The sequence below is a fragment of the Streptomyces sp. NPDC005728 genome (assembly GCF_040630895.1).
Taxonomy (GTDB): Bacteria; Actinomycetota; Actinomycetes; order Streptomycetales; family Streptomycetaceae; genus Streptomyces.
Genome location: NZ_JBEXYL010000013.1, coordinates 88,711 through 114,975 on the forward strand (window position 1 = coordinate 88,711; position 26,265 = coordinate 114,975).

21 protein-coding genes are annotated in these 26,265 nt (G+C 72.4%); 12 read left to right on the plus strand and 9 right to left on the minus strand.

All coding sequences use genetic code 11. The annotated features are described in order from the left end of the window. Positions 1–48 precede the first annotated feature (48 nt). Positions 49–1,686, minus strand: a complete 1,638-nt coding sequence (locus ABZ471_RS12170) for an ABC-F family ATP-binding cassette domain-containing protein (RefSeq protein WP_359065231.1) — start codon at positions 1,684–1,686, stop codon at positions 49–51. 333 nt (positions 1,687–2,019) lie between these two features. Between ABZ471_RS12170 and ABZ471_RS12175 the strand changes: the two genes are divergently transcribed. Next, the gene (locus ABZ471_RS12175; RefSeq protein ID WP_359065233.1) at positions 2,020–2,853 is read left to right on the plus strand and encodes an isocitrate lyase/phosphoenolpyruvate mutase family protein; all 834 of its coding nucleotides are present in this window, start codon (positions 2,020–2,022) and stop codon (positions 2,851–2,853) included. Positions 2,854–2,891: 38 nt separating this feature from the next. Here the strand turns inward: ABZ471_RS12175 and ABZ471_RS12180 are convergent, their stop codons facing one another. Next, entirely contained in the window at positions 2,892–3,308 is a 417-nt protein-coding gene (locus ABZ471_RS12180) for an SsgA family sporulation/cell division regulator (protein WP_359065235.1), read from the minus strand. Positions 3,309–3,494: 186 nt separating this feature from the next. On the opposite strand from ABZ471_RS12180, the gene ABZ471_RS12185 reads away from it, so the two are divergent. Continuing rightward, positions 3,495–4,598, plus strand: a complete 1,104-nt coding sequence (locus ABZ471_RS12185; RefSeq protein WP_359065237.1) for an oxidoreductase — start codon at positions 3,495–3,497, stop codon at positions 4,596–4,598. 60 nt (positions 4,599–4,658) lie between these two features. Beyond that, positions 4,659–4,985 (plus strand): plasmid stabilization protein, encoded by a 327-nt coding sequence (locus ABZ471_RS12190; protein ID WP_359065239.1) that lies wholly within the window; start codon positions 4,659–4,661, stop codon positions 4,983–4,985. A 16-nt stretch (positions 4,986–5,001) separates the two neighbouring features. Here the strand turns inward: ABZ471_RS12190 and ABZ471_RS12195 are convergent, their stop codons facing one another. After that, positions 5,002–5,298, minus strand: coding sequence for a YciI family protein (locus tag ABZ471_RS12195; protein WP_359065241.1), 297 nt, complete (start codon positions 5,296–5,298; stop codon positions 5,002–5,004). Positions 5,299–5,359: 61 nt separating this feature from the next. Here ABZ471_RS12195 and ABZ471_RS12200 point away from each other — a divergent pair, with 61 nt between their 5' ends. Beyond that, positions 5,360–6,067 carry an endonuclease V gene (locus ABZ471_RS12200; RefSeq protein ID WP_359065243.1) on the plus strand — a complete coding sequence of 236 codons (708 nt, stop codon included), beginning with the start codon at positions 5,360–5,362 and terminating at the stop codon, positions 6,065–6,067. Here the strand turns inward: ABZ471_RS12200 and ABZ471_RS12205 are convergent. Next, the gene (locus tag ABZ471_RS12205; RefSeq protein WP_359065246.1) at positions 6,031–6,219 is read right to left on the minus strand and encodes a hypothetical protein; all 189 of its coding nucleotides are present in this window, start codon (positions 6,217–6,219) and stop codon (positions 6,031–6,033) included. The two genes, ABZ471_RS12200 and ABZ471_RS12205, sit on opposite strands and share 37 nt — an antisense overlap. A 182-nt stretch (positions 6,220–6,401) precedes the next feature. After that, complete coding sequence (locus ABZ471_RS12210) at positions 6,402–7,580, minus strand: saccharopine dehydrogenase NADP-binding domain-containing protein (protein WP_359065248.1); 1,179 nt, start codon at positions 7,578–7,580, stop codon at positions 6,402–6,404. A 211-nt stretch (positions 7,581–7,791) separates the two neighbouring features. Here ABZ471_RS12210 and ABZ471_RS12215 point away from each other — a divergent pair, with 211 nt between their 5' ends. From ABZ471_RS12215 to ABZ471_RS12225, 3 genes are all read left to right on the plus strand, one after another. Beyond that, positions 7,792–8,967, plus strand: coding sequence for a CaiB/BaiF CoA-transferase family protein (locus tag ABZ471_RS12215; protein ID WP_359065250.1), 1,176 nt, complete (start codon positions 7,792–7,794; stop codon positions 8,965–8,967). Between the two features lie 74 nt (positions 8,968–9,041). Next, positions 9,042–10,256, plus strand: coding sequence for an acetyl-CoA C-acetyltransferase (locus tag ABZ471_RS12220; RefSeq protein WP_359065252.1), 1,215 nt, complete (start codon positions 9,042–9,044; stop codon positions 10,254–10,256). Between the two features lie 50 nt (positions 10,257–10,306). After that, complete coding sequence (locus ABZ471_RS12225) at positions 10,307–12,490, plus strand: 3-hydroxyacyl-CoA dehydrogenase NAD-binding domain-containing protein (RefSeq protein WP_359065254.1); 2,184 nt, start codon at positions 10,307–10,309, stop codon at positions 12,488–12,490. Here ABZ471_RS12225 and ABZ471_RS12230 read toward each other — a convergent pair. Continuing rightward, a complete protein-coding gene (locus ABZ471_RS12230; RefSeq protein ID WP_359065256.1) occupies positions 12,476–13,183 on the minus strand; it encodes a MerR family transcriptional regulator in 708 nt (235 codons plus the stop codon). The genes ABZ471_RS12225 and ABZ471_RS12230 overlap by 15 nt on opposite strands. A 245-nt stretch (positions 13,184–13,428) precedes the next feature. Here ABZ471_RS12230 and ABZ471_RS12235 point away from each other — a divergent pair, with 245 nt between their 5' ends. Both ABZ471_RS12235 and ABZ471_RS12240 read left to right on the plus strand, forming a co-directional pair. Then, complete coding sequence (locus tag ABZ471_RS12235; protein ID WP_359065258.1) at positions 13,429–14,895, plus strand: amino acid permease; 1,467 nt, start codon at positions 13,429–13,431, stop codon at positions 14,893–14,895. Between the two features lie 201 nt (positions 14,896–15,096). Continuing rightward, positions 15,097–16,014 (plus strand): PfkB family carbohydrate kinase, encoded by a 918-nt coding sequence (locus ABZ471_RS12240; protein ID WP_359065260.1) that lies wholly within the window; start codon positions 15,097–15,099, stop codon positions 16,012–16,014. A 12-nt stretch (positions 16,015–16,026) separates the two neighbouring features. On the opposite strand, the gene ABZ471_RS12245 is transcribed toward ABZ471_RS12240, so the two are convergent. After that, positions 16,027–17,523, minus strand: a complete 1,497-nt coding sequence (locus tag ABZ471_RS12245) for a M1 family metallopeptidase (protein ID WP_359065262.1) — start codon at positions 17,521–17,523, stop codon at positions 16,027–16,029. Positions 17,524–17,695: 172 nt separating this feature from the next. On the opposite strand from ABZ471_RS12245, the gene ABZ471_RS12250 reads away from it, so the two are divergent. Further along, positions 17,696–19,660: a Xaa-Pro dipeptidyl-peptidase gene (locus tag ABZ471_RS12250; RefSeq protein ID WP_359065264.1), complete on the plus strand. Its 1,965-nt coding sequence runs from the start codon at positions 17,696–17,698 to the stop codon at positions 19,658–19,660. A gap of 89 nt (positions 19,661–19,749) precedes the next feature. On the opposite strand, the gene ABZ471_RS12255 is transcribed toward ABZ471_RS12250, so the two are convergent. Further along, positions 19,750–20,658 (minus strand): FAD-dependent oxidoreductase, encoded by a 909-nt coding sequence (locus ABZ471_RS12255; RefSeq protein ID WP_359065322.1) that lies wholly within the window; start codon positions 20,656–20,658, stop codon positions 19,750–19,752. A 90-nt stretch (positions 20,659–20,748) separates the two neighbouring features. Here ABZ471_RS12255 and ABZ471_RS12260 point away from each other — a divergent pair, with 90 nt between their 5' ends. Both ABZ471_RS12260 and ABZ471_RS12265 read left to right on the plus strand, forming a co-directional pair. Next, positions 20,749–21,777 (plus strand): oxidoreductase, encoded by a 1,029-nt coding sequence (locus tag ABZ471_RS12260; protein ID WP_359065266.1) that lies wholly within the window; start codon positions 20,749–20,751, stop codon positions 21,775–21,777. Between the two features lie 74 nt (positions 21,778–21,851). After that, positions 21,852–23,492 carry an ABC-F family ATP-binding cassette domain-containing protein gene (locus tag ABZ471_RS12265; protein ID WP_359065268.1) on the plus strand — a complete coding sequence of 547 codons (1,641 nt, stop codon included), beginning with the start codon at positions 21,852–21,854 and terminating at the stop codon, positions 23,490–23,492. Between the two features lie 305 nt (positions 23,493–23,797). Here ABZ471_RS12265 and ABZ471_RS12270 read toward each other — a convergent pair whose 3' ends face one another. Continuing rightward, positions 23,798–26,254 carry a Tex family protein gene (locus ABZ471_RS12270; protein WP_359065270.1) on the minus strand — a complete coding sequence of 819 codons (2,457 nt, stop codon included), beginning with the start codon at positions 26,252–26,254 and terminating at the stop codon, positions 23,798–23,800. Positions 26,255–26,265: the final 11 nt, after the last annotated feature.

The following is a 26,265-nucleotide window of genomic DNA, read 5'->3' on the forward strand; positions in this document are numbered from 1 at the left end:
CGGGCGGGGGCAGGCCCGGCCGGGTCGCCCCGGCCCCGGCCGCCCCGGCTAGCCCGGATGCCCGAGCGTCCCGGGTGTGGTCTCCTTCAGCTCTCCTTCCTCCATCAGCAGCCACCGGGTGATGCCGATCGACTCCAGGAACGGCAGGTCGTGGCTGGCGACGAGCAGGGCCCCTTCGTACGACTCCAGGGCCGTGGTCAGCTGCCGGACGCTCGCCATGTCGAGGTTGTTGGTCGGTTCGTCCAGCAGGAGCAGCTGGGGCGCGGGGTCGGCGAGCATCAGCGCCGCCAGGGCCGCCCGGAAACGCTCGCCGCCGGAGAGCGTCGCCGCTCGCTGGTCGGCCCGCGCGCCCCGGAACAGGAAGCGGGCCAGGCGTGCCCGGATCCGGTTGTTGGTGGCGCCGGGCGCGTACCGGGCCACGTTCTCGGCGACCGTCAGCTCGTCGTCCAGCACGTCCAGGCGCTGCGGCAGGAACCGCAGCGGGACGTGTGTCATCGCCTCGCCGGACACCGCTGCCAGCTGACCGGCGACGGTCCGCAGCAGAGTCGTCTTGCCCGCGCCGTTGCGTCCGACGAGGGCGATCCGCTCCGGGCCGCGCAGATCGAGGATCCCCTCGACGCGCGTCCCGTAGGCCAGCTCCAGGTTCTCCAGGGTGAGCACCTGCCGGCCCGGCGGTACGGCCGTGTACGGCAGGTCGACGCGGATCTCGTCGTCGTCCCGTACGGCGTCGACGGCGTCGTCGAGCCGGTCCCTGGCCTCGGCGAGCCGTTCCTCGTGCATGATGCGGTGCTTGCCCGCGGACTCCTGTGCGGCTCGTCTGCGCGCGCCCATGACGATCTTCGGCTCGCGCTTCTGCTCGAACATCTTCTGTCCGTACCGCTTGCGACGGGCGAGCTTGACCTGGGCGTCGGCGAGTTCGCGCTTCTGCTTGCGCACGTCCGCCTCGGCCACGCGCACCATCCGCTCGGCCGCCTCCTGCTCCACGGCGAGGGCCTCCTCGTAGGCCGAGAAGTTGCCGCCGTACCAGGCGACGTCGCCGGAGCGCAGCTCGGCGATCTGGTCGACCAGGTCCAGGAGTTCGCGGTCGTGGCTGACGACCACGAGCACGCCCGGCCAGGCCGCGACCGCCGCGTACAGCCGGCGGCGTGCGTACAGGTCCAGGTTGTTGGTGGGTTCGTCCAGGAGCAGGATGTCCGGGCGGCGCAGCAGCAGTGCGGCCAGGCGCAGCAGCACCGACTCGCCGCCGGACACCTCGCCGACGGTGCGGTCCAGGCCGATGTGGCCGAGACCGAGTTCGCCGAGGGTGACCAGGGCGCGCTCCTCGACGTCCCAGTCGTCGCCGACGGTCTCGAAGTGCTCCTCGGCGGCGTCGCCCGCCTCGATGGCGTGCAGGGCGGCGCGCCGCGCGGCGATGCCGAGGGTCTCGTCGACGCGGAGCGTGGTGTCGAGCGTGACGTTCTGCGGCAGGTACCCGACCTCGCCGGTCACCTTGACGGTGCCGTCGGCGGGGCCGAGTTCACCGGCGAGCAGCTTCAGCAGGGTTGATTTCCCCGATCCGTTGACGCCGACGAGCCCGGTCCTGCCGGGGCCGAAGGCGATGTCGAGAGCGTCGAAGACGGCGGTGCCGTCGGGCCAGGCGAAGGACAGGGACGTGCAGGTGAGGGACGACCTGGGGGAAGTTGACATGAGGGCCTCGCGGTTGCTGGGTGCGGTCTGGCGGGCGCGTGTGAGACACCGCGAGGCGGAAACCGAAGGGCCTGGGGCACAAAAAAGGCCTGTGCCTGAGGACGGCTCGAACGCCGAGGTCGAACGCCACGCACACCTCACCGGTGTGAACGCGGTGTCTCAGGACCTCAGACGAGCAACGTCCTTCTCCAATCGACGGCAACAGAACCTTGTACACCGTACGAAGGGGCCGGGAGGCATGTCAACGCGAATAAATTCCGCCACCGGGCCGGCCGACGCTCCTGTCGGATTTCTGCCAGCCTCCGCCCCGCCGGCCCTGTTTGACTTGCCCGCATGAAGCCTCAGCACCCGCTCACGGACCCCGCCCTCGCCTTCCGTGCACTGCACGTGCCCGGCCGTCCGCTGGTCCTGCCGAACGCCTGGGACCCGGTGAGCGCCGCCGTCGTCGCGGAGGCGGGCGCTCCCGCCGTCGCGACCACCAGCGCCGGGCTCGCCTGGGCGCTCGGCACCGCCGACGGCGACCGGCTGGAGCGTGACCGCGCGCTGGCGGCCGTCGCCCGCATCGTGGCCGCCGTACGGGTTCCGGTCAGCGCCGACATCGAGGGCGGCTACGCCGCGGACGCCGACGGGGTCGCCGACACCGTCCGAGCGGTGATCGCCGCGGGCGCGGTCGGCGTCAACATCGAGGACGCCCGCCACGAGGCGGGCGGTGAGCCGCTGCGGCCGGTCGCCGAGCAGGCGCAGAGGATCGCCGCGGCTCGTGCGGCCGCCGAGGAGGCCGGCGTGCCGCTGTTCGTCAACGCCCGGATCGACACCTTCCTGCGGGGTGCCGCGGGAGTGGACCTCACCCTGGAGCGGGCCGCGGCCTTCCTGGCCGCGGGCGCCGACGGCGTCTTCGTCCCCGGGGCCGTCGACCCGGAGACGGTCAAGGCGCTCGTCGCGGGCATCGACGGGCCCCTCAACGTGATGGTGGGCCCCGGAGCGCCGGCGGTCGCCGAGCTGGCCGCGCTCGGCGTCGCCCGGATCAGCGCGGGCTCGGGCCTCGCCCAGGCCGCCCACGCCCTGGTCCGCCGCGCCGCGCGGGAGCTGCTGCGGGAGGGGACGTACGGGGGGCTGGCCGGCGGGTACGACTACGGCGAGCTGAACGCGCTGTTCACGCGCGCGTAGGGAACACGCCGCTGTTCACGCGCGCGCAGGGAACGCGCTCAGCAGGCGTCCCGCATCAGTTCGGCCAGGTCGTGATCGAGGTCCAGCTGGAGGTGCTCCAGGCCGACGGGCACCAGGTCGCCGGTCGCCTCCAGGAACCGCCGTATCTCGCCGGAGCGCACGTGCACGATCGCGGTGCCCTCGGGCGCGTGGAACTCCAGGACGGTGCGGTCGTAGCCGTACGGCCGTACACGGACGTCCCCGTGGCCCTCCGGGCCGTGCAGCCCGGCCGCGAGCAGTTCGCGGGAGAAGGTCCAGCAGACCTCGACACCCTCCAGGGTGGCCGGGGCCGGGAAGGTCATGCGGACGGCGAACGGGTCGCTCCGGTCGTAGCGCAGCGTGGCGGGAATGCTCGGCATGCGCGGTGCGGCGGCGACGAGGCGGGCCTCTACGGGCTGCTCGATGACGGTGGACAACGCCTTGCTCCCTCGTGACGGCTGAACGAACTTCCGGGCGGGTGAGGCCTGGCACTGGAAGAGACGCAGGAATCGGCCGATCCGTGCACACCGGGAACGAGTGACCTCGGTCACCGCGTTCGGCGCGGGCGGGCTGCCGTGAGGCGCTCTGGACGGCGGCGGGCCGGTGGGCTAGCTTCGCCCGCCATGAGGCGCTTGGGGAGCACGCGACGCAGGGGACGGGCGGGCCGGCTGGTGGCGGCGGGGGTGGCGTGCGGGGCAGCCCTCGCCGCGCTGACGGTCCCGGCAGCCGAGGCAGGTCCGCTGGGCAGGGAGACCGCGCACTGGGAGGCGAAGGACAGCGGCGCCCCGCAGGTCCGCTTCCGCGGCCTGTCCGCCGTCGACCGCGACACCGCCTGGCTGGCCGGTACGGCGGGCACCGTGCTGCGCACCACCGACGGCGGGGCGAGCTGGCGGAACGTCTCTCCGGCCGGCGCGGCCGACCTGCAGTTCCGCGATGTCGAGGCGTTCGACGCGCGACGCGCGGTGGTCCTGGCCATCGGGGAGGGCGAGGCCTCCCGGGTCTACCGCACCGACGACGGCGGAGCGACCTGGACGGAGTCCTTCCGCAACGGCGACCCGAAGGCCTTCTACGACTGCCTCGCCTTCTTCGACCGCCGGCACGGCCTCGCCATGAGCGACCCCGTCGACGGCCGGTTCCGCATCCTGTCCACCAGCGACGGCGGCCGCTCCTGGCGGGTGCTGCCCGCCGACGGCATGCCGGCGGCCCTGGACGGCGAGGCCGGTTTCGCCGCGAGCGGCCAGTGCCTGGTCACCTCCGGGCCGAAGGACGTCTGGCTGGCGACCGGCGGCGGCGCGCACGCGCGCGTGCTGCACTCCGCCGACCGCGGACGGACCTGGACGGCCGCCGACACGCCCGTCCCCGCGGGCGATGCGGCCAAGGGCGTCTTCGCGCTCGCCTTCCGCGACCGCACCCACGGCCTCGCGGTCGGCGGCGACTACCGCCCCGACCAGTCGTCGCCGCAGGCCGCCGCCGTCACCTCCGACGGCGGCCGTACCTGGCGCCCCGTCGCCACCCCGCCGCCCGCCTACCGCTCCGGCGCCGCCTGGCTCCCGCACAGCCGCAGCGCCGCGCTCGCCGTCGGCCCCACCGGCACCGACCTGACCAACGACGGCGGCCGCACCTGGCGGACCATCGACACCGGCTCGTACGACACCATGGACTGCACCTGGGACCTGAGCTGCTGGGCGGCCGGGGAGCAGGGGCGGGTGGCCCGGCTGGAACGCTGACGTAGGGTCCCGGAACGCGGGTACTCGTCGCCTGCCGTGAAAGCGACGAAGGGAGCGATCATGCCCGCCGGTTCCAGCTCCAAGCGTGAGCGCCAGTACGAGCACATCAAGAAGAGCGCGCAGGACCGGGGCGAGAGCGCCGATCGCGCCGAGGAGATCGCCGCGCGGACCGTGAACAAGGAACGCGCCCGCGCCGGCGAGTCCAGGACCGCGAGCCGCAGCTCGATCGAGGACATGTCGTCCGGTGAGCGCGGCGGCCGGCGGTCGCACAGCGGCTCCCAGGGGCCGACCTACGACCAGTTGTACAACGAGGCCAGGCAGCGCGGCGTCGAGGGCCGTTCGCACATGAACAAGGCGGAGCTGCAGCGCGCGCTGGACGCAAGGTAGGGCTGAGTCCCCGGGCTCAGCCCAGTGTCTGCCGGTGGCGTTCCAGCTCGGGGGCCGTCTTCGTGGCCAGGAACTCGGTGATGCGGTAGGTGCACACCCCGGCGGCGACGAACGGGTCTCCCGCGGCTATCTCCTCGATGCGGGCGCGGTCCTTTGCGACGGCCAGGATGACCCCGCCGTCGCGGGGGTTCTTGCGCCCGGAGGCGAGGAAGAAGCCCTTCTCGTACTGCTCGTCGAGCCAGGCCACATGCGCCGGAATCACGGCGTCCACGGCGTCGAGCGGGGCGGTGTAGGACAGCTCCAGTACGAACATGATCGCGAGCCTACCCCCGGGCCCCGTCGGGGCGTGGGCGGGCCGTACAGTCTTGGCCATCATGACGACCGTAGGCGTACCCGCGGGCTGGCCCGCGACCGAGGATGAGGCCCGCGCCGTCCAGGACCGGCTGCGCGGGCGGGTGGTGCTCGACGAGCCGGGGCCGCCGCCGGGGACGGGACATGTCACGGGCGTCGACGTCGCCTACGACGACGACCGCGACCTCGTCGCCGCGGCCGCCGTCGTCCTGGACGCGGCCACCCTGGATGTCGTCGCGCAGGCGACGGCCGTCGGCCGGATCTCCTTCCCGTACGTGCCCGGGCTGCTCGCCTTCCGTGAGATCCCGACCGTGCGGGCCGCCCTGGACGCCCTGCCCTGCGCGCCGGGCCTGGTCGTGTGCGACGGCTACGGCCTCGCCCACCCGCGCCGCTTCGGCCTCGCCAGCCACCTCGGCGTGCTCACGGACCTGCCCACCATCGGCGTCGCCAAGAACCCGTTCACGTTCACGTACGACGACCCCGGGCCCGCGCGGGGCAGTGCCGCACCACTCCTCGCCGGTACCGAGGAGGTCGGCCGCGCCCTGCGCACCCGGGACGGCGTCAAGCCGGTCTTCGTCTCCGTCGGCCACCGGGTGAGCCTCGACAACGCCCTGGCACACACCCTGGCCCTGACGCCCGCCTACCGTCTGCCGGAGACCACCCGCCGGGCGGACGCGCTGTGCCGGCGGGCGCTTCAGGAGGCGTCGATGCGCCAGGCACCGACCTCCTGATACCGCGAGTCGTGGACGGCGGCGCCGTCGCCGGGTCCGAGGGCGTAGTGGCGGAGGTTGCCGCCCCAGTAGCGCAGGATCCGCCCCAGCTCGCCGGCCCGGTCCGCCGCCGACGCACCCTCGTCCACGGTCACTTCGAGTACGAACTTCACTTCTGTTCCGCCTCCTTCGGCCTGAGCCTCCAGCGTCTCATTGAAGATCCCGGTGAAACTTCGGGCGCAGGGCCGCAGGCGACTGCTCCTCAGCGGCTCGGAAAGTCTCAAAGGGCAGAGAAGGGCGGCAGGGCGCGGGAGTACGCCGGCCGAGCGGGCCGCCCTGGTCCTCGCCGTGCCGCCTAGCGCTCCGCCGCCACCCGGAAGGTGATCCCCGCCGCGCGCAGCCGCTCGGTCAGCGCGTCGCCCATCGCGGCGGCCGGGGTGACCTGTCCGGCGGTCGGCGGCAGCTCGTCGAAGGCCAGGCTGAGGGCCGCCTCGGCGAACATCTTCGCCGTCTCGTCGTAGCCCGGGTCGCCGCCCGCGACCTCGGTGAACACGCGCCGGCCGCCGCCCTCGCCGACGAAGCGCACCCGGAACCAGCTCTTCGCGCGCTTCTCCGGGCCCGGTCCGTCCCCGGGCCGCAGCCGGTCCGACAACCAGCGCCGGGCGGGCGGCAGTTGGGCGGCCACCGCGAGCGCGCCGACGGCTGCGGCGCCGCCCGCCGCGACCGGCAGGTGCCGGACCGCCGCGTAGTGCCGGTAGCGGAAGTCGGGTCCGTACCGGTCCAGGGCCCTCGCCGAGCGGCACACGACCTGTGGGTCGATGGTCGGCAGCGGCAGTGCCCAGGCGCCGACCTCCTTCGCGAACCGCGGCACGCCCGCCGGTGCCGCCACCCGGCGCTCCATCAGGCGCGGCTCGTACCGGCCGCGTTCGCGGGCCGCGGCCACCAGCTGCCGGGCGCGCGCGAACTGGTTCAGCGCCGAGGCCAGCGTGCCGCCGGAGAAGGCGGCGTCGGCGGTCACGAACCCGTCCACGGTCAGTGGCACCCCCTCCGGCAGCTGCCGGACCGTGAAGTAGACGCCCAGGTCATGCGGCACGGAGTCGAAGCCGCAGGCGTGCACGAGGCGGGCGCCGGTCTCCCGCGCGCGTGCGTCGTGCCGGACGTACATCCGGTCCACGAACTCGGGCTCGCCGGTGAGGTCGAGGTAGTCGGTGCCGGCGTCCGCGCAGGCGGCGACGAGTTTCTCGCCGTAGGTGACGTACGGCCCCACGGTCGTGGCCACCACGCGCGCGTGCTCGGCGAGCGCCCGCAGGGTGGCCGGTTCCCGCACGTCGGCGCGGAGCACCCCGACACCGGAACCGCCGGGGAGCCGCTCGCGCAGCTGCTCCAGCCTTTTCTCGTCGCGGCCCGCGATCGCCCAGCGCAGGTCCTCGGGGGCGTGGGCGGCGAGGTACTCCGCGGTGAGCGTGCCGACGAAGCCGGTGGCTCCGAAGAGCACGACGTCGTAGGGACGGTCCGTCGTCTTCAGCCTGCTCATGACACCCCTTGCTCGTGCAGCCCGCGCCGCTGTCGGTGGCCGAGGCTAGCGTGAGGGGTGCGCAGGCGTAACCGTCAGGTTCACGGGCGGACCGGCTCCCCGGGCACTTGGCTAAGCGCTTGCTCGTTCAGGTCTTGTGCCGGGTGGAACGTGTTCTTAGCATCACTGGTGTTACATCAGTTGTGTCACATGGGCTTGGGGGCAGGGCGGGATGACGACGGCAGGGACGCCGGAGAGGCCGGGGAACGGCCCGCTCGGCGGTGTGCGCGTGGTGGAGCTGGCCGGCATCGGTCCGGGCCCGTTCGCCGCCATGCTCCTCGCCGACCTGGGCGCCGACGTGGTACGGGTGGACCGCCCGGGCGGCCCGGGCCTCGGGATCGACCCGGCGTACGACGTGACGAACCGCAACAAGCGCTCGGTGATCGTCGACCTCAAGGCGCCCGAGGGCCCCGCGCGCGTCCTGGACCTCGCCGAGCGGGCCGACGTCCTCATCGAGGGCTACCGTCCCGGCGTGGCCGAGCGGCTCGGCGTCGGCCCCGCCGCCTGCCACGCCCGCAACCCCCGGCTGGTCTACGGCCGGATGACCGGCTGGGGCCAGGAAGGCCCCCTCGCCGACCGCGCCGGGCACGACGTGGCGTACATCGCCCTCACCGGCACCCTCGGCATGATCGGCCGCCCGGACGAGCCCCCGGCCGTCCCCGCCAACCTGCTCGGCGACTACGCGGGCGGCTCCCTCTACCTGGTCGTCGGCGTCCTCGCCGCCCTGCACCACGCGCGCGCGACCGGCACCGGACAGGTCGTGGACGCGGCCATCGTGGACGGCACCGCGCACCTGTCCGCCATGATCCACGGCATGATGGCCGCCGGCGGCTGGCAGGACCGGCGCGGCGCCAACCTCCTGGACGGCGGCTGCCCCTACTACGGCACCTACGAGACCGCGGACGGCGGGTACATGGCGGTCGGTGCCCTGGAGGCGCGGTTCTACGAGGAGTTCCTGCACCTGATCGGCCTGGACGACCTGGTCCCGGCCCGCAAGGACTGGACGCGGTGGGGCGAGCTGCGCGAACGTGTCGCCGCCCGTTTCAAGTCCCGCACCCGCGACGAGTGGACCGCGCTCTTCGAGGGCTCCGACGCCTGCGTGGCCCCCGTGCTCTCCCTCGGCGAGGCCCCGCACCACCCACACCTGGCCGCCCGCGGCACCTTCACCGACCACGGCGGCATCACCCAGCCGGCCCCCGCCCCGCGCTTCTCCGCGACCCCCACCACCGTCCGCACCGGCCCCGCCCGGCCGGGCGCCGACACCGGGACGGTGGCGCGGGACTGGGGCATACCTGACCTCGTGAACGACGACCTCGCGGACGACGATCTCGTCACAGAAGGCGACTGACTCCGCCCGCCCGACGACCCCTCCGCCCTCGGCGACCGACCTCGGCTCGGCCCACCCTCCCGAAAGGCACTCCAGTGAGCACCGAAGCGTACGTGTACGACGCGATCCGCACCCCGCGCGGTCGCGGCAAGGCGAACGGCGCCCTGCACGGCACGAAGCCCATCGACCTGGTCGTCGGCCTCATCCACGAGATCCGCGACCGCTTCCCGAGCCTCGACCCGGCCGCGATCGACGACATCGTCCTCGGCGTCGTCGGCCCGGTCGGCGACCAGGGCTCCGACATCGCCCGGATCGCCGCGATCGCCGCCGGACTGCCGGACACGGTCGCGGGCGTCCAGGAGAACCGCTTCTGTGCCTCGGGCCTGGAGGCCGTCAACCTGGCCGCCATGAAGGTCCGCTCGGGCTGGGAGGACCTGGTGCTGGCCGGTGGCGTGGAGTCCATGTCGCGCGTGCCGATGGCCTCGGACGGCGGCGCCTGGTTCAACGACCCGATGACCAACCTGGCCGTCAACTTCGTGCCGCAGGGCATCGGCGCCGACCTCATCGCCACCATCGAGGGCTTCTCCCGGCGCGACGTCGACGAGTACGCGGCGCTGTCCCAGGAGCGCGCCGCGACCGCCTGGAAGGAGGGCCGCTTCGAGCGCTCCGTCGTCCCCGTGAAGGACCGCAGCGGCCTGGTCGTGCTGGACCACGACGAGCACATGCGCCCCGGCACCACGGCGGACTCGCTGGCGAAGCTCAAGGCGTCGTTCGCGGACATCGGCGAGCTGGGCGGCTTCGACGCCGTCGCGCTGCAGAAGTACCACTGGGTGGAGAAGATCGACCACGTCCACCACGCGGGCAACTCCTCCGGCATCGTGGACGGCGCCTCGCTGGTCGCGATCGGCTCCGAGGAGGTCGGCGAGCGCTACGGCCTCACCCCCCGCGCGCGGATCGTCTCCGCCGCGGTCTCCGGCTCCGAGCCGACCATCATGCTCACCGGGCCCGCGCCCGCCACCCGCAAGGCGCTCGCCAAGGCCGGGCTGACCATCGACGACATCGACCTGGTCGAGATCAACGAGGCGTTCGCCGCGGTCGTGCTGCGCTTCGTGAAGGACATGGGGCTGTCCCTGGACAAGGTCAACGTCAACGGCGGCGCCATCGCCCTCGGCCACCCGCTGGGTGCGACCGGCGCGATGATCCTCGGCTCGCTCGTGGACGAACTGGAGCGCCAGGACAAGCGGTACGGCCTCGCCACCCTCTGCGTCGGCGGTGGCATGGGCATCGCCACCATCGTCGAGCGCATCTGAACTCCCCGCGGAACCACGAGACTTCAGAGACTTCAACGGAGACGACTGTCATGACCGAGAGCACCACCATCCGCTGGGAGCAGGACGACACCGGTGTCGTCACCCTCGTCCTCGACGACCCCAACCAGTCCGCGAACACCATGAACCAGGCGTTCCGCGACTCCCTCGCCGCGATCACCGACCGCCTGGAGGCCGAGCAGGAGTCGATCCGCGGCATCATCTTCACCTCCGCCAAGAAGACCTTCTTCGCCGGCGGTGACCTGCGCGACCTGATCCGGGTCACGCCCGAGACCGCGCAGGACCTCCTCGACGGCGGCCTCGCCATCAAGCGCAACCTGCGCCGCATCGAGACCCTCGGCAAGCCGGTCGTCGCCGCGATCAACGGCGCCGCGCTGGGCGGCGGTTTCGAGCTGGCCCTCGCCTGCCACCACCGGGTAGCCCTCGACACCTCCGGCACCAAGATCGGCTGCCCCGAGGTCACCCTCGGCCTGCTCCCCGGCGGCGGCGGAGTCGTCCGCACCGTACGCCTGCTCGGCATCGCGGACGCCCTGCTGAAGGTGCTCCTCCAGGGCACGCAGTACAGCGCGCGGCGCGCGCAGGAGAACGGCCTCGTCCACGAGGTCGCCGCCACGCCCGAGGAACTGCTCGCCAAGGCCCGCGCCTTCGTCGACGCCAACCCCGAGTCGCAGCAGCCCTGGGACAAGCCGGGCTACAGGATCCCCGGCGGAACGCCCGCCAACCCCAAGTTCGCCGCCAACCTGCCCGCCTTCCCGGCCACCCTGCGCAAGCAGACGGGCGGCGCGCCCTACCCGGCCCCGCGCAACATCCTCGCCGCGGCCGTCGAGGGCTCCCAGGTCGACTTCGAGACCGCCCAGGTCATCGAGGCCCGCTACTTCGTGGAGCTGGCCGCCGGGCAGACCTCGAAGAACATGATCCAGGCGTTCTTCTTCGACCTCCAGGCCGTCAACTCGGGTGCGAACCGTCCCCAGGGCATCGAGCCCCGCAAGGTCCGCAAGGTCGCCGTCCTCGGCGCCGGCATGATGGGCGCGGGCATCGCCTACTCGTGCGCCCGCGCGGGCATCGACGTCGTCCTGAAGGACGTCTCCGCGGAAGCGGCCGCCAAGGGCAAGGGCTACTCCGAGAAGCTGTGCGCCAAGGCCGTCGCCAAGGGCCGTACCAGCCAGGAGAAGGCGGACGCGCTGCTCGCCCGCATCACCCCCACCGCCGAGGCGGCCGACCTCGCGGGCTGCGACGCCGTGATCGAGGCCGTGTTCGAGGACACGTCGCTCAAGCACAAGGTCTTCCAGGAGATCGAGGCCGTCGTCGCGCCGGACGCGCTGCTGTGCTCCAACACCTCCACCCTGCCCATCACCGCCCTCGCCGAGGGCGTGGAGCGCCAGGCCGACTTCATCGGACTGCACTTCTTCTCGCCGGTCGACAAGATGCCGCTGGTGGAGATCATCAAGGGCGAGCGGACCGGCGACGAGGCCCTCGCGCGCGCCTTCGACCTGGTCCGGCAGATCAACAAGACGCCGATCGTCGTCAACGACTCGCGCGGCTTCTTCACCTCCCGGGTGATCGGCCACTTCATCAACGAGGGCGTCGCCATGGTCGGCGAGGGCATCGAGCCCGCTTCCGTGGAGCAGGCAGCCGCCCAGGCCGGCTACCCGGCCAAGGTGCTCTCCCTCATGGACGAGCTGACCCTGACCCTCCCGCGCAAGATCCGCAACGAGTCGAAGAAGGCGGTCGAGGAGGCGGGCGGCACCTGGTCCGCGCACCCCGCGGAGGCGGTCATCGACCGCATGGTCGACGAATTCGGCCGCCCCGGCCGCAGCGGCGGAGCCGGCTTCTACGAGTACACGGAGGACGGCAAGCGGGCCGGGCTGTGGCCGGGCCTGCGCGAGCACTTCACGAAGGCCGGGTGCGAGATCCCGTTCCGGGACATGCAGGAGCGGATGCTCTTCGCCGAGGCGCTCGACACCGTACGGCTCGTCGAAGAGGGCGTGCTGACCTCGGTCGCCGACGCCAACATCGGCTCCGTCTTCGGCATCGGCTTCCCGGGCTGGACCGGCGGTGTGCTCCAGTACATCAACGGCTACGAAGGTGGCCTGCCCGGATTCGTGGCACGCGCGCGTGAACTCGCCGACAGCTACGGCGAGCGCTTCACCCCGCCCGCGCTGCTCGTGGAGAAGGCGGAGAAGGGGGAGCGCTTCAGCGACTCAGCCCGCGCCTGACCCCGTGAGCCACTCGCTCAGCTCTTCCCGCAGGGACCGCTGGAACGTCGTCAGCAGTGCCTGCACGACCAGCGGGTGCATGTGCGCCGACAGGGACTTCACATCCCGGGCGTCACGCTCCGCCACCTCGCCACGGAAGAGCTGAGCCAGCTCATGGGCCGCGGCGCGCGAGTGCTCGATGAGCACCTTGCGCGCCGCGAGGATCGCATCCTGCGACAGCGGTACGTCGAGCAGCCGGACTCCGAGCCGGAGCAGCCCGGAGTCGACGCGGAACGTGTCCTCCTCCTCCGGGAGGACGACGCTCATCGCCGTCAGCCGCTCGATGTCCTCGGCGGCGAGCGGCCGTCCCGCCCGCCGCTCCAGCTCCCCGCGCGACACCGTCTCCCTCAGGTCCGGCGCCCATGACGCGACCACCGCGCGGTGGATCGCCAGGTCGTGCGGGGTGAGGTCCGGCGGCAGCTGCCCGAGGTACCGCTCGATCGCCGCGAGCGTCATGCCCTGCTGCTGCAACTCCTCGATCAGGGCCAGCCGCGCCACGTGCCCGGGGCCGTAGCGGCCCACCCGGCGCGGACCGATCACCGGCGGCGGGAGAAGCCCCTTGCTGCCGTAGAAGCGGACGGTGCGGACCGTGACGCCGGCCCGGGCGGCCAGCTCGTCGATGGTGAGGGTGGGCTCCTCGGCATCGGTCGTCATGTGCAGCAGTATCGCTGTCTCACCAAGAGTGTGAAACCTCGGGTGAACGCCACGTGGACCCCACATGGATCCCGCATGGACCGTGTGAGAAGCAACGCTCTGTGACATGGGACACCGTGTATCGGGTGATCCCTCTGGGAAGCTGCTGCCTTGGTCTGTACCGCGACTCACCAGGGTGGTGCGGGCCGAACTTGTACGGACACCCGGCCCACGAGGCCCGGGCGCACCAGGAAGTGGAACCCCCCGTGAGCAACGAAGCCGTGGAATCGGCCCAGGCCGCCGCCCCTACGCAGGCGACCCAGACGCCCGCGGACGCGGGCGACGCCGGCTACAGCAAGGACCTCAAGGCCCGCCACGTCAACATGATCGCCATCGGCGGCGCCATCGGCACCGGCCTCTTCCTGGGCGCCGGCGGCCGCCTGCACAACGCGGGCCCGGCGCTCGCCCTGGCCTACCTGGTCTGCGGCGTCTTCGCCTTCTTCGTCGTCCGGGCACTCGGCGAGCTGGTCCTGTACCGCCCGTCGTCCGGCTCCTTCGTGTCGTACGCGCGCGAGTTCCTCGGCGAGAAGGGCGCCTACGTCGCCGGCTGGATGTATTTCCTGAACTGGTCGACCACCGGCATCGCCGACATCACCGCGATCGCGCTCTACACGCATTACTGGAGCATGTTCACGGCCATCCCGCAGTGGGTGCTGGCGCTGATCGCCCTCGCGGTGGTCCTCGCCGTGAACCTGATCTCGGTGAAGATCTTCGGCGAGATGGAGTTCTGGTTCGCGATCATCAAGGTCGCCACCCTGGTGAGCTTCATGTTCGTCGGCATCTTCCTGCTCGCCACCCAGCACGAGGTCGGCGGCCAGAAGCCCGGCCTGAGCGTCGTCACCGACCACGGCGGTGTCTTCCCGCACGGCCTGATGCCGGTCGTCCTCGTCATGCAGGGCGTGATCTTCGCGTACGCCGCCCTCGAACTGGTCGGCGTCGCCGCTGGCGAGACCGCCGAGCCGGAGAAGGTCGTCCCGCGCGCGGTGAACTCGATCATGTGGCGTGTGGGCCTGTTCTACGTCGGCTCGGTCGTGCTGCTCGCCCTTCTGCTGCCCGGCTCGGTGTACTCCGCCGACCAGAGCCCGTTCGTCACGGTCCTGTCGAAGATCGGCATACCGGCGGCCGGCGACGTCATGAACCTGGTCGTGCTGACCGCCGCCATGTCCTCGCTCAACTCCGGCCTGTACTCCACCGGCCGCATCCTGCGCTCCATGGCCATGGCGGGCTCCGCGCCGAAGTTCACCGCCCGGATGAACCGCAGCCAGGTCCCCTACGGCGGCATCCTGCTGACCTGCGCGGTCTGCGTGCTCGGCGTCGGCCTGAACTATCTGATGCCCAGCCAGGCCTTCGAGATCGTGCTGAACGTCGCCTCCCTCGGCATCATCAGCACCTGGGTGATCATCATGGTCTGCCACCTGGTCTTCGTCCGCCGCGCCCGCGCGGGCCTGGTGACCCGGCCGCACTTCCAGCTGAAGTTCAGCCCCGTCACCGAGATCGCCACGATCGTCTTCCTGCTGGTCTGCCTCGGCATGATGTGGAACGACCCGGAGGTCGGCCGCAGGACCCTGCTGCTCATCCCGGTGATCGCCCTGCTGCTGGTCGCGGGCTGGTTCGGCGTCCGCCGCCGGGTGTCCCGCGAGACCGACAAGGAACTGGCCGACCTGTCGCGATGACGACGTAGCAGCCCAGCGCCACTGTCGGTGGCATCGCCTACGGTGGCGTCATGTCGGAGATCACTGTGTCCCGGGTGGCGCCACCGTTCCGTCGGTCAAGGGTGTCGAGGTGATCGCCCGTGTCTGCAACGACATCGGGGGTTTACGACCGGTGAAGCGCGGGATCATGGTGGCGGTGCACGACCACGGGGAGGGCGCGGGATGACCGCACAGGCAGGTGCTCACGACGTTCTGGTGCTGGGCGGAGCCGGGGTGGACACGATCGTGTACGTCCCCGAACTGCCGCTGCCGTACGCCGACAGCTACATGATCGACTCCGGGATCCGCACCCGCGCCGGACAGACCGGTGACTTCGTCGCCCTGGGCCTTGCCGCGCTCGGCCTGCGCACCCACCATCTCGACCTGCTCGGCGACGATCCCGAGGGCGAGCTGGTCCGCGCCCTGCACCGGGAGCGGGGCATCGGCCTCACCACGCTCCCGCAGCCCGCCGGGACCAAGCGGGCGGTGAACCTGGTAGGGCCGGACGGCCGGCGGCTGTCCCTGTACGACACCAGCCGCGCCCACGCCGGGGACCGTTTCCCCGAGGAGACCGTGCGCACGCTGGCCGCGGCGAGCCAGCACGTCCATGTCACCATCACCCAGCCCTGCGCCCACGCCCTGCCGGTGCTGACCGGGACGGGCGTACCTCTCTCCACCGATCTGCACGACTGGGACGGCGAGAATCCGTACCACGAGCCGTTCGCGCTCGCGGCGGACGTCGTCTTCCTCTCCGCGGCCGCGCTGACCGACCCCGAGCGGACCATGCGACGCATCGCCGAGCGCGGCCGGGCCGAGGCCGTCGTCGTCACCGCGGGCGCCGAGGGCGCGTATCTGCTGGCCGACGGCGAGCTGACCCGGATACCGGCCGTGGCCCCGCCCGCGCCGGTGGTCGACTCCAACGGCGCGGGCGACGCCTTCGCCGCCGCGTTCCTCTACGGCCGCCTCAGCGGCGAGCCGCCCCTGCGGTGCGCCCTCTACGGAGCGGTCGCCGGGGCGTACGCCTGCACGGTCCCGGCCACCCGCGCGGAGGCGATGGGCCGGGACGAACTGCTCGAGCGGGCGGCCGAGCCGAGACCGTGAGGCGCCCGGGCGTCAGTGCCCGTGCACGTCGTTCGTCGCCTCGATCTTCTTCCACGACTTCGGCTGTGCGACCGCCGCCGTACCCGTCTTCACGAGGGACGCCGTGCGTGCGGCGGCCGCGGCCGGCTTCGACGGCTGGAACAGCCAGGTGTCGAACAGCGCGGCCAGCGGCTTGCCGGACACCTGCTCGGCGTACCTCTGGAAGTCGGCCACGGACGCGTTGCCGTACGCGTGCTCCTTCGGCCAGCCCTTCAGGAGGGCGAAGAACGCGTCGTCGCCGATCTCGTTGCGCAGGGCCTGGACGGCGAGGGCGCCCCGGTCGTAGACGGCGATGTCGAACTGGTCGTCAGGCCCCGGGTCACCCGGCTCGACCGTCCAGAACGCGTCGTCGGCCGGGTGCGAGGCGTACACGTAGTCGGCGAGTTCCTGGGTGGTGCCCTCGCCCTCGTGCTCGGACCACAGCCACTGCGCGTACCGGGCGAAGCCCTCGTTGATCCAGATGTCCTTCCAGCCCTTCAGCGACACGTCGTCGCCGTACCACTGGTGGGCCAGCTCGTGCACGACCACCGAGGTGTTCGAGCCGCTCGCGAACTGCTTCGGGCTGTAGTAGACGCGGGTCTGCGTCTCCAGCGCGTAACCGGTCGTGGTGTTCGGCACGTACCCGCCGGCCGAGCTGAACGGATACGGCCCGAAGTAGCCGCTCAGCCAGTCCACCAGCTCCCCGGTGCGCTCCACGCTCGCCCGCGCGGCACCGTCGTTGTCGCCGAGGTCCTTGCTGTAGGCGTTGACGATCGGCACCCCGCCGTCGGAGGTGCTGGTCGTGATGTCGAACCTGCCGAGGGCGAGCGTGGCCAGATACGTCGCCTGCGGCTTGTTCTGCCGCCAGTTGTAGCGGGTCCAGCCCAGCTTCGAACTGGTCGACTGCAGTGTGCCGTTGGAGATGGCCTGGGTACCGTCCGGGACGGCCACCGACACGTCGTAGGTGGCCTTGTCGCTCGGGTGGTCGTTGCTCGGGAACCACCACCAGGCGGCCTCGGGCTCGTCCGCGGCCACCGCGCCGTCCGGCGTGCGGTGCCAGGTGGAGAAGCCGTAGGCGCTCTTCGCCGACGGCACCCCGCTGTAGCGGACGACGACGGTGACCGGCGTGCCCTTGGCCAGCGGCGTCTTCGGGGTGACGACCAGTTCGTGCTGGCCGGACGTCGCGAAGGACGCCTTGGCGCCGTTGACCCGCACCTCGCTCACGTCCAGCAGGAAGTCCAGGTCGAAGCTGGACAGATCCTGCGTGGTCCTCGCCAGGATGGTCGCGGTGCCCTGCAACTCGTCCGTCTTCGGCTGGTACTGCAGCCTCAGGTCGTAGTGCGAGACGTCGTAGCCGCCGTTGCCGTAGTACGGGTAGTAGGGGTCGCCGATGCCCGGCGCGCCGGGGGCGAAGCTCGCGGCCGATGCCGGGATCGCCAGCAGCAGGGAGGCGGCCGCGAGTGCGCCCGGCGCGATGATTCTGCGGTGCACGTCAGCTCCAAGTCGTCGGGACAGGAAGTCTGGTCGGAGCCTATTCAGTCGCTGTGGCCCCTGACCTGTCCATGGCCCCTGCTGTCACACGATCGCCATTCGGCCGACATGAGTCCGGCGCGCCGTCAGTCGCCCTCTTCTGCACGGGAGTTGACAGGAGTACCGTCCGCGCATGCCGACACGCACCCCGATGCGCACGCGCTTCACGATCTGGAGAACGCTCGCGACCGCGGCCGTCACAGCCCTGCTGGCCGCCTTCCTCACTCCCGCCGCCGCACAGGCGGCACCACCCCGAGAGAGCAGGCCCGTCTACTCGTACGCCCACGCCATCCGTGAGGCCGTCTGGGTGGACACGGGCCTCGACGAGGACCGCGACGGGAAGAAGGACCGCGTCGCGGCCGACATCGTCCGGCCCGCCGAACCGGCCCGCCAGGGCCGCAAGGTGCCGGTCATCATGGACGCCAGCCCCTACTACTCCTGCTGCGGACGCGGCAACGAGAGCCAGCTCAAGACGTACGACGCGCACGGCCGCGTCGTCCAGATGCCGCTGTTCTACGACAACTACTTCGTGCCCCGCGGCTACGCCTTCGTCGGAGTCGACCTGGCGGGCACCGACCGCTCCGACGGCTGTGTCGACGTCGGCGGCCGCTCCGACATCCGGTCCGCGAAGGCGGTCGTCGACTGGCTGAACGGCCGCGCCAAGGCGTACACGACCCGGACGGGCACGAGGACCGTCAGGGCGGGCTGGACCAACGGCACGACCGGCATGATCGGCAAGAGCTGGGACGCCACGATCGCCAACGGCGTCGCGGCCACCGGCGTCAAGGGCCTGAAGACGATCGTCCCGATCAGCGGCATCTCCTCCTGGTACGACTACTACTTCGCCCAGGGCGCCCCGCTGTACGACGGCGGCCCCGACGACCTGGCCGGTCTCGTCGAGAGCGAGGGCGCGCAGGCCCACTGCGCGGCCGTGCAGAAGAAGCTCGCCGACGGCAGCCCGCGCAGCGGGGACTGGACGCCGCTGTGGACCGAGCGGAACTACGTCCGGTCCGCGGCCAAGGTGCGGGCCAGCGTGTTCCTCGTGCACGGCATGCAGGACCTCAACGTGCGCACCAAGCACTTCGGCCAGTGGTGGGACGCCCTGGCGAAGCACGGTGTCGGGCGCAAGATCTGGCTCTCCCAGACCGGGCACGTCGACCCCTTCGACTTCCGGCGCGGCGCCTGGGTCGACACCCTGCACCGCTGGTTCGACCACGAACTCCTCGGCTACGACAACGGCATCGACCGCGAACCCATGGCCGACATCGAGCGCCACCCCGACCAGTGGGTCACCTCGACGGTGTGGCCGCCGCACGGCACCCGCACCACCACGCTCCGCCCGGCCCCCGGCACCCGGCCCGGCGTCGGCACCCTCGGCCTGCGTCCGGCCACCGGCACCGAGACCTTCACCGACGACCCGAGGCTGAGCGAGACCGACTGGGCCGCCCACCTCACCACGCCCACACCCGAGAAGGCCGGCTTCATCACGGCGCCGCTCACCCGCGACCTGCGCCTGTCCGGCTCCGCCCGTGTGACCGTGACCGCCACCCCGACCACCTCCTCGGCCCACCTGTCCGCCGTCCTGGTGGACCTCGGCCCGGACACCATCCGCGAGTACGCCGACGGCGCCGAGGGCATCACCACGCTCGCCCGGCGCACCTGCTGGGGCGCGAGCACGACCGGGGACAGCGCCTGCTTCAAGGCGACCGAGGCGAAGACGGCCAGGACCGACTACACCGTCTTCAGTCGCGGCTGGGCCGACCTCGGCCACTACGCCTCCCTCGGCAAGGGCGTCCCGCTCACCCCGGGCAAGGCGTACACCATGACCGTCGACCTGGCGGCCACCGACCACGTCGTCCCCAAGGGGCATCGCCTGGCGCTCATCGTCGCCGGCACGGACAGGGACCTCATCGACCCGCCGTCCACCCAGCCGGCCCTCACCCTGGACCTGTCCCGTACGACGGCCCGGGTGCCGCTGGTCGGCGGCACGACGGCGTTCGCCCTGGCCACCTCCGGCAGCGCGTCCGCCGCTCCCGCACCGCGCACCCTGGACGGCGTGCGCGCCCCGCACACCGCCCGGCACGTGCCCGCGAGCTGATCACTCGGGCAGCAGTCCTTCCCGGCCCGGTCGGTGAGCGGCCGTCCCTTGGCGGGGGCGCCCGCTCACCACCGGTGCGCCCCTCCGGCTCAGGCTCCGGCCAGCCCGGCCGCCTCCCGGGCGCAGCCCCAGGCCACCGTGATCCCGGCTCCGCCGTGCCCGTAGTTGTGCACCAGCACCCGCCCGTCCGGCAGCGCCTCCCGTTCCAGCCGTACGGCGTCCCGGGCGGGCCTGAGCCCCACGCGGTGCGCCAGCACCCGCGCCCCGGCGATCTCGGGCCGGACGGCCGCGCAGCGCGCGACGATCGCCGCGGCGGTCGCGGGATCCGGCGCCGGCGACCAGGAGTCCTCCTCCGCCGTACCGCCCAGGAGCAGCCCGCCCGGCTGCGGGAAGAAGTAGGTCGACGATGCGGAGCCGTGGCCGACGGACGTGAACCACGTCGTGATCCCCGGGTTCTCCACCACGACCAGCTGCCCGCGCACCGGACGCACCGCGGGATCGGGCACCAGCGAACGCGCCCCCAGCCCCGTGCAGTTGACCACCGCACCGGCGGGCACGGCGGCAAGCTCCGTCACCTCGCGCACCTCCACCGAGCCTCCCGCCTTCGCGAACCGCTCCCGCAGCCAGGCCAGATGGACCGGCATGTCGATCAGCGGCAGCCGCGCCGCCAGCCCGTCGGCCACCGCCCGCAGCCCCGGCACCCGGCCCGCCCACGCACCCTGCTCGTCCAGACGCATCCCCCGGTGTACGCCCTCGACCAGGCGTACGCCCGTCTCCTCGGGGCGGCAGGCCAGCTCCTCGTACACGCCCAGGGACTCCAGCGCCCACGCACCGACCAGAGGCTCGGGCTCGATCCGGTACGGCCACCACAGCCCTCCGGCGACCGCCGAGGTCGTGCGCTCGGCGGGCTCCCGGGCCCACACCCGTACCCGGCGGCCCGACTCGGCCAGCATCACGGCCGTCGTCAGCCCGGCGATCCCGCTGCCGACCACGATCACTTCGTCACCCGACTCGCGTTCCACGCGAGGACGCTAACGGAATATGTCATGCCGCGCTCACATCCGTCCCGATGTGGGGATACTCACAGCATGTCTGCCGCATACGCGACCTTCGGTCTGGCACCGGCGATGCGCGCCGGCGGTGTTCTGGCCGACGGCGGCTACCAGATCCACCGCGACTTCGTGGACTTCGTCGTGGACGGACGTCCGCTGCTGTTCCAGCTCTCCGACCTGGACGCCGTCTCCCCGCTCGCCTCCGACGTCCCACCGGCCATCTTCACCGAGCAGGTGCGCAGCCTGCTGCTGGAGGCCGAACCGCCGCTCCCGGACGGCCGGTTCGTGATCTACGGCTGTCCCGAGTGCGCGGACCTGGCCTGCGGCGCGGTCACCGCCGTGATCGAGCGCGACGGTGACGACTACATCTGGCGGGACTTCGCCTGGCAGACCGACGAGCACGCCGACCTGGAACGCAACGGCTACCACGGCATCGGGCCGTTCCGCTTCGCCGGCCCCGAGTACCGCGCCGCCCTCGCCGCCCTGATCGAGGACGCCGACGGCCCGCCCGCGCCCCGCCGCCGGGTGCTGCTGATCGGCGCGCGGGTCGCCGGCCTCGCCCGACTCGCCGCCGCGCTGCGCACCATCGGGATAGGAGCCGACATCACCCAGGACGCCCGTGCCGTCCCCGCCGAGGAACTGCGCGGCTACGGCGCCGTCGCCTTCGGACGCGCGGTGGCCGAGGCCGAACGGGCCGCCGTGCGGCACGCGTTCGAGCGTGCCGGGGTGGAGGTCGTCTATGTGGACGGCCTGGCCCCGATCATCCCGCTGCTCGTCGCGCAGATCGAGCACGCCCTGGACCGCAGCCCCCTCCCGCAGCGCCGCCTGACCGACCTGGTCGCCGCCGACGGCGCCGCCGGCATCGAGGTGACCTCCCCGTGCCGGGTCCGCATCACCGCGTACCGCCTCGACCGGCTCTACCGCACCCACACCCAGGAGGTCTTCGACGGCATCCTGGAGCCCGGCCGACACCGCATCCCGCTGGACCCGAAGGCGGTGAAGGGGGAGTCGTTCGTGGTGGCCAGGACCTCGGGGAGCGTGTTGGTGGAGCCGATGGGGAGGTGAGGGCCGGGCCGGCCCCCGGACGGCGGGAAGCCCCGCTGAACGCCACCCGTCCGGGACATTAGGATCGGCTCCTGATGACTGCCACCCTCGTCGCCAAGAATCTCGCCGCCGGGCACGGCGACCGCTCCCTCTTCTCCGGGCTCGACCTCGTCGTCGCGCCCGGCGATGTGATCGGGCTGGTCGGCGCCAACGGCGCGGGCAAGTCCACCCTGCTGCGCCTGCTCGCCGGACTGACCGCGCCCGAGCAGGGCGAGCTGCGGCTGTCCCCGCCCACCGCGACGGTCGGCCACCTGCCCCAGGAGCCGGAGCGCCGGCCGGGGGAGACGGTCCGGGAGTTCCTGGCCCGCCGTACCGGTGTCGCCGAGGCGCAGCGTGTGATGGACGAGGCCACCCAGGCGCTGGTCGACGGTGCGCCCGGCGCCGACGACGCGTACGCGACCAGCCTGGAGCGCTGGCTGAACCTCGGCGGCGCCGACCTGGAGGAGCGCGCCGAGGAGGTCGCCGACTCCCTCGGCCTGGCCGTGGACCTGGACCAGCCGATGACCTCCCTGTCCGGCGGTCAGGCGGCCCGCGCCGGCCTCGCCTCCCTCCTGCTCTCCCGCTACGACGTCTTCCTCCTGGACGAGCCCACCAACGACCTGGACCTGGACGGCCTGGAGCGCCTGGAGCGGTTCGTCACCGGCCTGCGCGCGGGCACGGTGGTCGTCAGCCACGACCGCGAGTTCCTCACCCGCACGGTCACCAAGGTCCTCGAACTCGACCTCGCCCAGCGGCAGATCAACCTCTACGGAGGCGGCTACGAGGCCTATCTGGAGGAGCGGGGCGTGGCCCGCCGGCATGCCCGCGAGGAGTACGAGGAGTACGCCGACAAGAAGGCCGCCCTCCAGGACCGCGCCCAGATGCAACGGTCGTGGATGGACAAGGGCGTGAAGAACGCCCGGCGCAAGGCGGGCAACGACAACGACAAGATCGGCCGCAAGTTCCGCAGCGAGGCCAGCGAGAAGCAGGCCGCCAAGGCCCGGCAGACCCAGCGCATGATCGAGCGGCTGGACGTGGTGGAGGAGCCGCGCAAGGAGTGGGAGCTGCGCATGGAGATCGCGGCCGCCCCGCGCTCCGGAGCGGTCGTGGCGACCCTGCGGGACGCCGAGGTGCGGCGCGGCGAGTTCACCTTCGGCCCGGTGTCACTGCAGATCGACTGGGCGGACCGGGTCGCGGTCACCGGAGCCAACGGCGCCGGCAAGTCGACCCTGCTCGGCGCGCTGCTGGGCCGTGTCCCGCTCGACTCCGGGCAGGCCGCGCTCGGCTCGGGTGTCCTGGTCGGTGAGGTGGACCAGGCCCGCAAGCTGTTCCATGGAACCGAGTCCCTGTTCGACGCGTTCGGCGCCGCCGTCCCCGACACCGAGCCGGCCGAGGTCCGCACGCTGCTCGCCAAGTTCGGCCTGAAGGCAGACCACGTCCTGCGCCCTGCCGCGACCCTCTCCCCGGGCGAACGCACCCGCGCCGCGCTCGCACTGCTCCAGGGCCGGGGCGTGAACCTGCTCGTCCTCGACGAGCCGACGAACCATCTGGACCTGCCCGCCATCGAGCAACTGGAAGGGGCCCTCGACTCCTACGAGGGCACCCTCCTGCTGGTCACCCACGACCGGCGCATGCTGGACGCGGTCCGGGTGAACCGCCGTCTGGAGGTGGCCGCCGGCAAGGTCACGGAACGCTGACCGGCCCCGGCCGGGTCGTACCGGCGTGATCGGGCGTGTCCACGGTCGGCCCGTGCAAGGGGCGGACCCGCCCGCCCCTGCGCCGACGGCTGTTCCGTCCGCACGCCCGGTGGTTCACGGTCCTGATCGTGTGCAACGAAGTGACGGCCCGCGCCCGGAGGGTGCCGTCGCCCAGCTCGGCCCGGGTGGTCTCGCTCGTGCTGAGACGTCCCGGGGCATGCCGTGTGTCGTCGGTGTGCCGGCCCTGTGATGCCGGGCGGGGCGGGGACGTGCGCGGTGTGCGGCACGCCCCCGGCCCCGGTGGCTCAGCGCCGTCCGTCCTTCGGGTTCAGCAGCCCGGCCCGCCGCAGTGCGTCCGCCATCGCGCTGTTGGCCGGCGCGGGCGCCTGACGCCCGCCCCGGTCACCGCCGCGGCCCTGCCGCTGGCCCTGGCCGCCGCCCTGGCTCTGCCGCTGGCCCTGGCCGCCGCCCTGGCCCTGCCCCTGACCCTGGCCGCCGCCCTGCCCCTGCCGCTGCTGCGGCGGCCTGCCACCGCCGCCCCGCTGCTGCCTGCCGCCCTGCCCCTGCGGTGCGGCCTCGTCGTCCAGCCGCAGCGTCAGCGCGATCCGCTTGCGCGGGATGTCCACGTCGAGGACCTTCACCTTGACGATGTCACCGGGCTTGGCCACGTCCCGCGGGTCCTTCACGAACGTCTTCGACATCGCCGAGACGTGCACGAGACCGTCCTGGTGGACACCGATGTCCACGAACGCACCGAAGGCCGCCACATTCGTGACCACGCCCTCCAGCACCATCCCGGCGGACAGGTCGGAGATCTTCTCCACGCCCTCCTTGAAGGTGGCCGTCTTGAAGGCGGGCCGCGGGTCGCGCCCCGGCTTCTCCAGCTCCTTGAGGATGTCGGAGACGGTCGGCAGACCGAAGGTGTCGTCCACGAAGTCCGCGGGCCGCAGGGAGCGCAGTACACCGGTGTTGCCGATGAGGGAGGCGACCTCCTGGCCCGAGGTCTTCACCATGCGCCGCACCACCGGGTACGCCTCCGGGTGCACGCTGGAGGCGTCCAGCGGGTCGGTGCCGCCGCGGATGCGCAGGAAGCCCGCGCACTGCTCGTACGCCTTCGGGCCGAGCCGGGCCACCTTCTTCAGCTCGGAGCGGGAGGCGAACGGCCCGTTCTGGTCCCGGTGCGCCACGATGTTCTCGGCGAGACCGGAGGAGATGCCGGACACCCGCGACAGCAGCGGCACGGACGCGGTGTTGACGTCCACGCCGACGCCGTTCACACAGTCCTCGACGACCGCGTCCAGTGAGCGGGACAGCTTCATCTCGGACAGGTCGTGCTGGTACTGGCCGACACCGATCGACTTCGGGTCGATCTTCACCAGCTCGGCCAGCGGGTCCTGGAGCCGGCGGGCGATGGAGACCGCGCCGCGCAGCGAGACGTCCATACCGGGCAGCTCCTGCGAGGCGTACTGCGACGCCGAGTACACGGACGCGCCCGCCTCGGACACCATCACCTTGGTGAGCTTCAACTCCGGGTGCCTGGCGATGAGTTCGACGGCGAGCTTGTCCGTCTCCCGGGACGCCGTGCCGTTGCCGATCGCGACCAGGTCGACCGCGTGCTCCTTCGCCAGCCGCGCCAGCTTGGCGATCGCCTCGTCCCACTTGTTGGCCGGGACGTGCGGGTAGATCACGTCCGTGGCGACGGCCTTGCCGGTGGCGTCGACCACGGCGACCTTCACGCCCGTACGGAAGCCGGGGTCCAGGCCCAGGGTCGCGCGCGTGCCGGCCGGGGCGGCCAGCAGCAGATCCCTCAGGTTCGCCGCGAACACGTTCACCGCCTCGTCCTCGGCGGCCGTGCGCAGCCTGAGGCGCAGGTCGATGCCGAGGTGCACCAGGATCCGGGTGCGCCAGGCCCAGCGGACCGTGTCCGTCAGCCACTTGTCGGCGGGGCGGCCGCGGTCCGCGATCCCGAAGCGGTGGGCGATGATCCCCTCGTACGAGGAAGGAACCGATGAGGAATCAGCGGGCTCCTCCGGCTCCAGGACGAGGTCCAGGACCTCCTCCTTCTCGCCGCGCAGCATCGCCAGGATGCGGTGGGAGGGCAGCTCGGTGAACGGCTCGGCGAAGTCGAAGTAGTCGGCGAACTTGGCGCCCGCCTCCTCCTTGCCGTCGCGCACCTTGGCGGCCAGCCGCCCGCGCACCCACATGCGCTCGCGCACCTCGCCGATCAGGTCGGCGTCCTCCGAGAACCGCTCGGTCAGGATCGCCCGCGCGCCCTCCAGCGCCGCCTGCGGATCGGCGACGCCCTTGTCGGCGTCCACGAACGCGGCGGCCGCGGCCGCCGGCTCGACCGTCGGATCGCCCAGCAGTCCCTCGGCGAGCGGCTCAAGACCCGCCTCGCGGGCGATCTGCGCCTTGGTGCGCCGCTTCGGCTTGTAGGGGAGGTAGATGTCCTCCAGTCGCGCCTTGGTCTCGGCGCCCCGGATCTGTGCCTCCAGCTCCTCGGTGAGCTTGCCCTGCTCGCGCACCGACTCCAGGATCGCGGTCCGCCGCTCCTCCAGCTCCCGCAGATAGCGCAGCCGCTCCTCGAGCGTGCGCAGCTGCGCGTCGTCGAGCATCTCGGTCGCTTCCTTGCGGTAGCGGGCGATGAAGGGCACCGTCGAACCGCCGTCGAGCAGCTCCACCGCGGCCTTCACCTGCCGCTCCCGTACGCCGAGTTCCTCGGCGATCCTGCCTTCGATGGACCCTACGAGGGGTGTCGTCACGATCCCGTACC

Excerpts from the sequence above, each read along its gene's own strand:
- ABZ471_RS12210 (WP_359065248.1), bottom strand. The coding sequence starts at position 7,580 with ATGAGCAGGCTGAAGACGACGGACCGTCCCTACGACGTCGTGCTCTTC.
- ABZ471_RS12240 (WP_359065260.1), top strand. The coding sequence starts at position 15,097 with ATGACCGCACAGGCAGGTGCTCACGACGTTCTGGTGCTGGGCGGAGCC.
- ABZ471_RS12265 (WP_359065268.1), top strand. The coding sequence starts at position 21,852 with ATGACTGCCACCCTCGTCGCCAAGAATCTCGCCGCCGGGCACGGCGAC.
- ABZ471_RS12185 (WP_359065237.1), top strand. The coding sequence starts at position 3,495 with ATGAGGCGCTTGGGGAGCACGCGACGCAGGGGACGGGCGGGCCGGCTG.
- ABZ471_RS12170 (WP_359065231.1), bottom strand. The coding sequence starts at position 1,686 with ATGTCAACTTCCCCCAGGTCGTCCCTCACCTGCACGTCCCTGTCCTTC.
- ABZ471_RS12175 (WP_359065233.1), top strand. The coding sequence starts at position 2,020 with ATGAAGCCTCAGCACCCGCTCACGGACCCCGCCCTCGCCTTCCGTGCA.
- ABZ471_RS12230 (WP_359065256.1), bottom strand. The coding sequence starts at position 13,183 with ATGACGACCGATGCCGAGGAGCCCACCCTCACCATCGACGAGCTGGCC.
- ABZ471_RS12200 (WP_359065243.1), top strand. The coding sequence starts at position 5,360 with ATGACGACCGTAGGCGTACCCGCGGGCTGGCCCGCGACCGAGGATGAG.
- ABZ471_RS12250 (WP_359065264.1), top strand. The coding sequence starts at position 17,696 with ATGCCGACACGCACCCCGATGCGCACGCGCTTCACGATCTGGAGAACG.
- ABZ471_RS12215 (WP_359065250.1), top strand. The coding sequence starts at position 7,792 with ATGACGACGGCAGGGACGCCGGAGAGGCCGGGGAACGGCCCGCTCGGC.
- ABZ471_RS12260 (WP_359065266.1), top strand. The coding sequence starts at position 20,749 with ATGTCTGCCGCATACGCGACCTTCGGTCTGGCACCGGCGATGCGCGCC.
- ABZ471_RS12190 (WP_359065239.1), top strand. The coding sequence starts at position 4,659 with ATGCCCGCCGGTTCCAGCTCCAAGCGTGAGCGCCAGTACGAGCACATC.
- ABZ471_RS12225 (WP_359065254.1), top strand. The coding sequence starts at position 10,307 with ATGACCGAGAGCACCACCATCCGCTGGGAGCAGGACGACACCGGTGTC.
- ABZ471_RS12195 (WP_359065241.1), bottom strand. The coding sequence starts at position 5,298 with ATGTTCGTACTGGAGCTGTCCTACACCGCCCCGCTCGACGCCGTGGAC.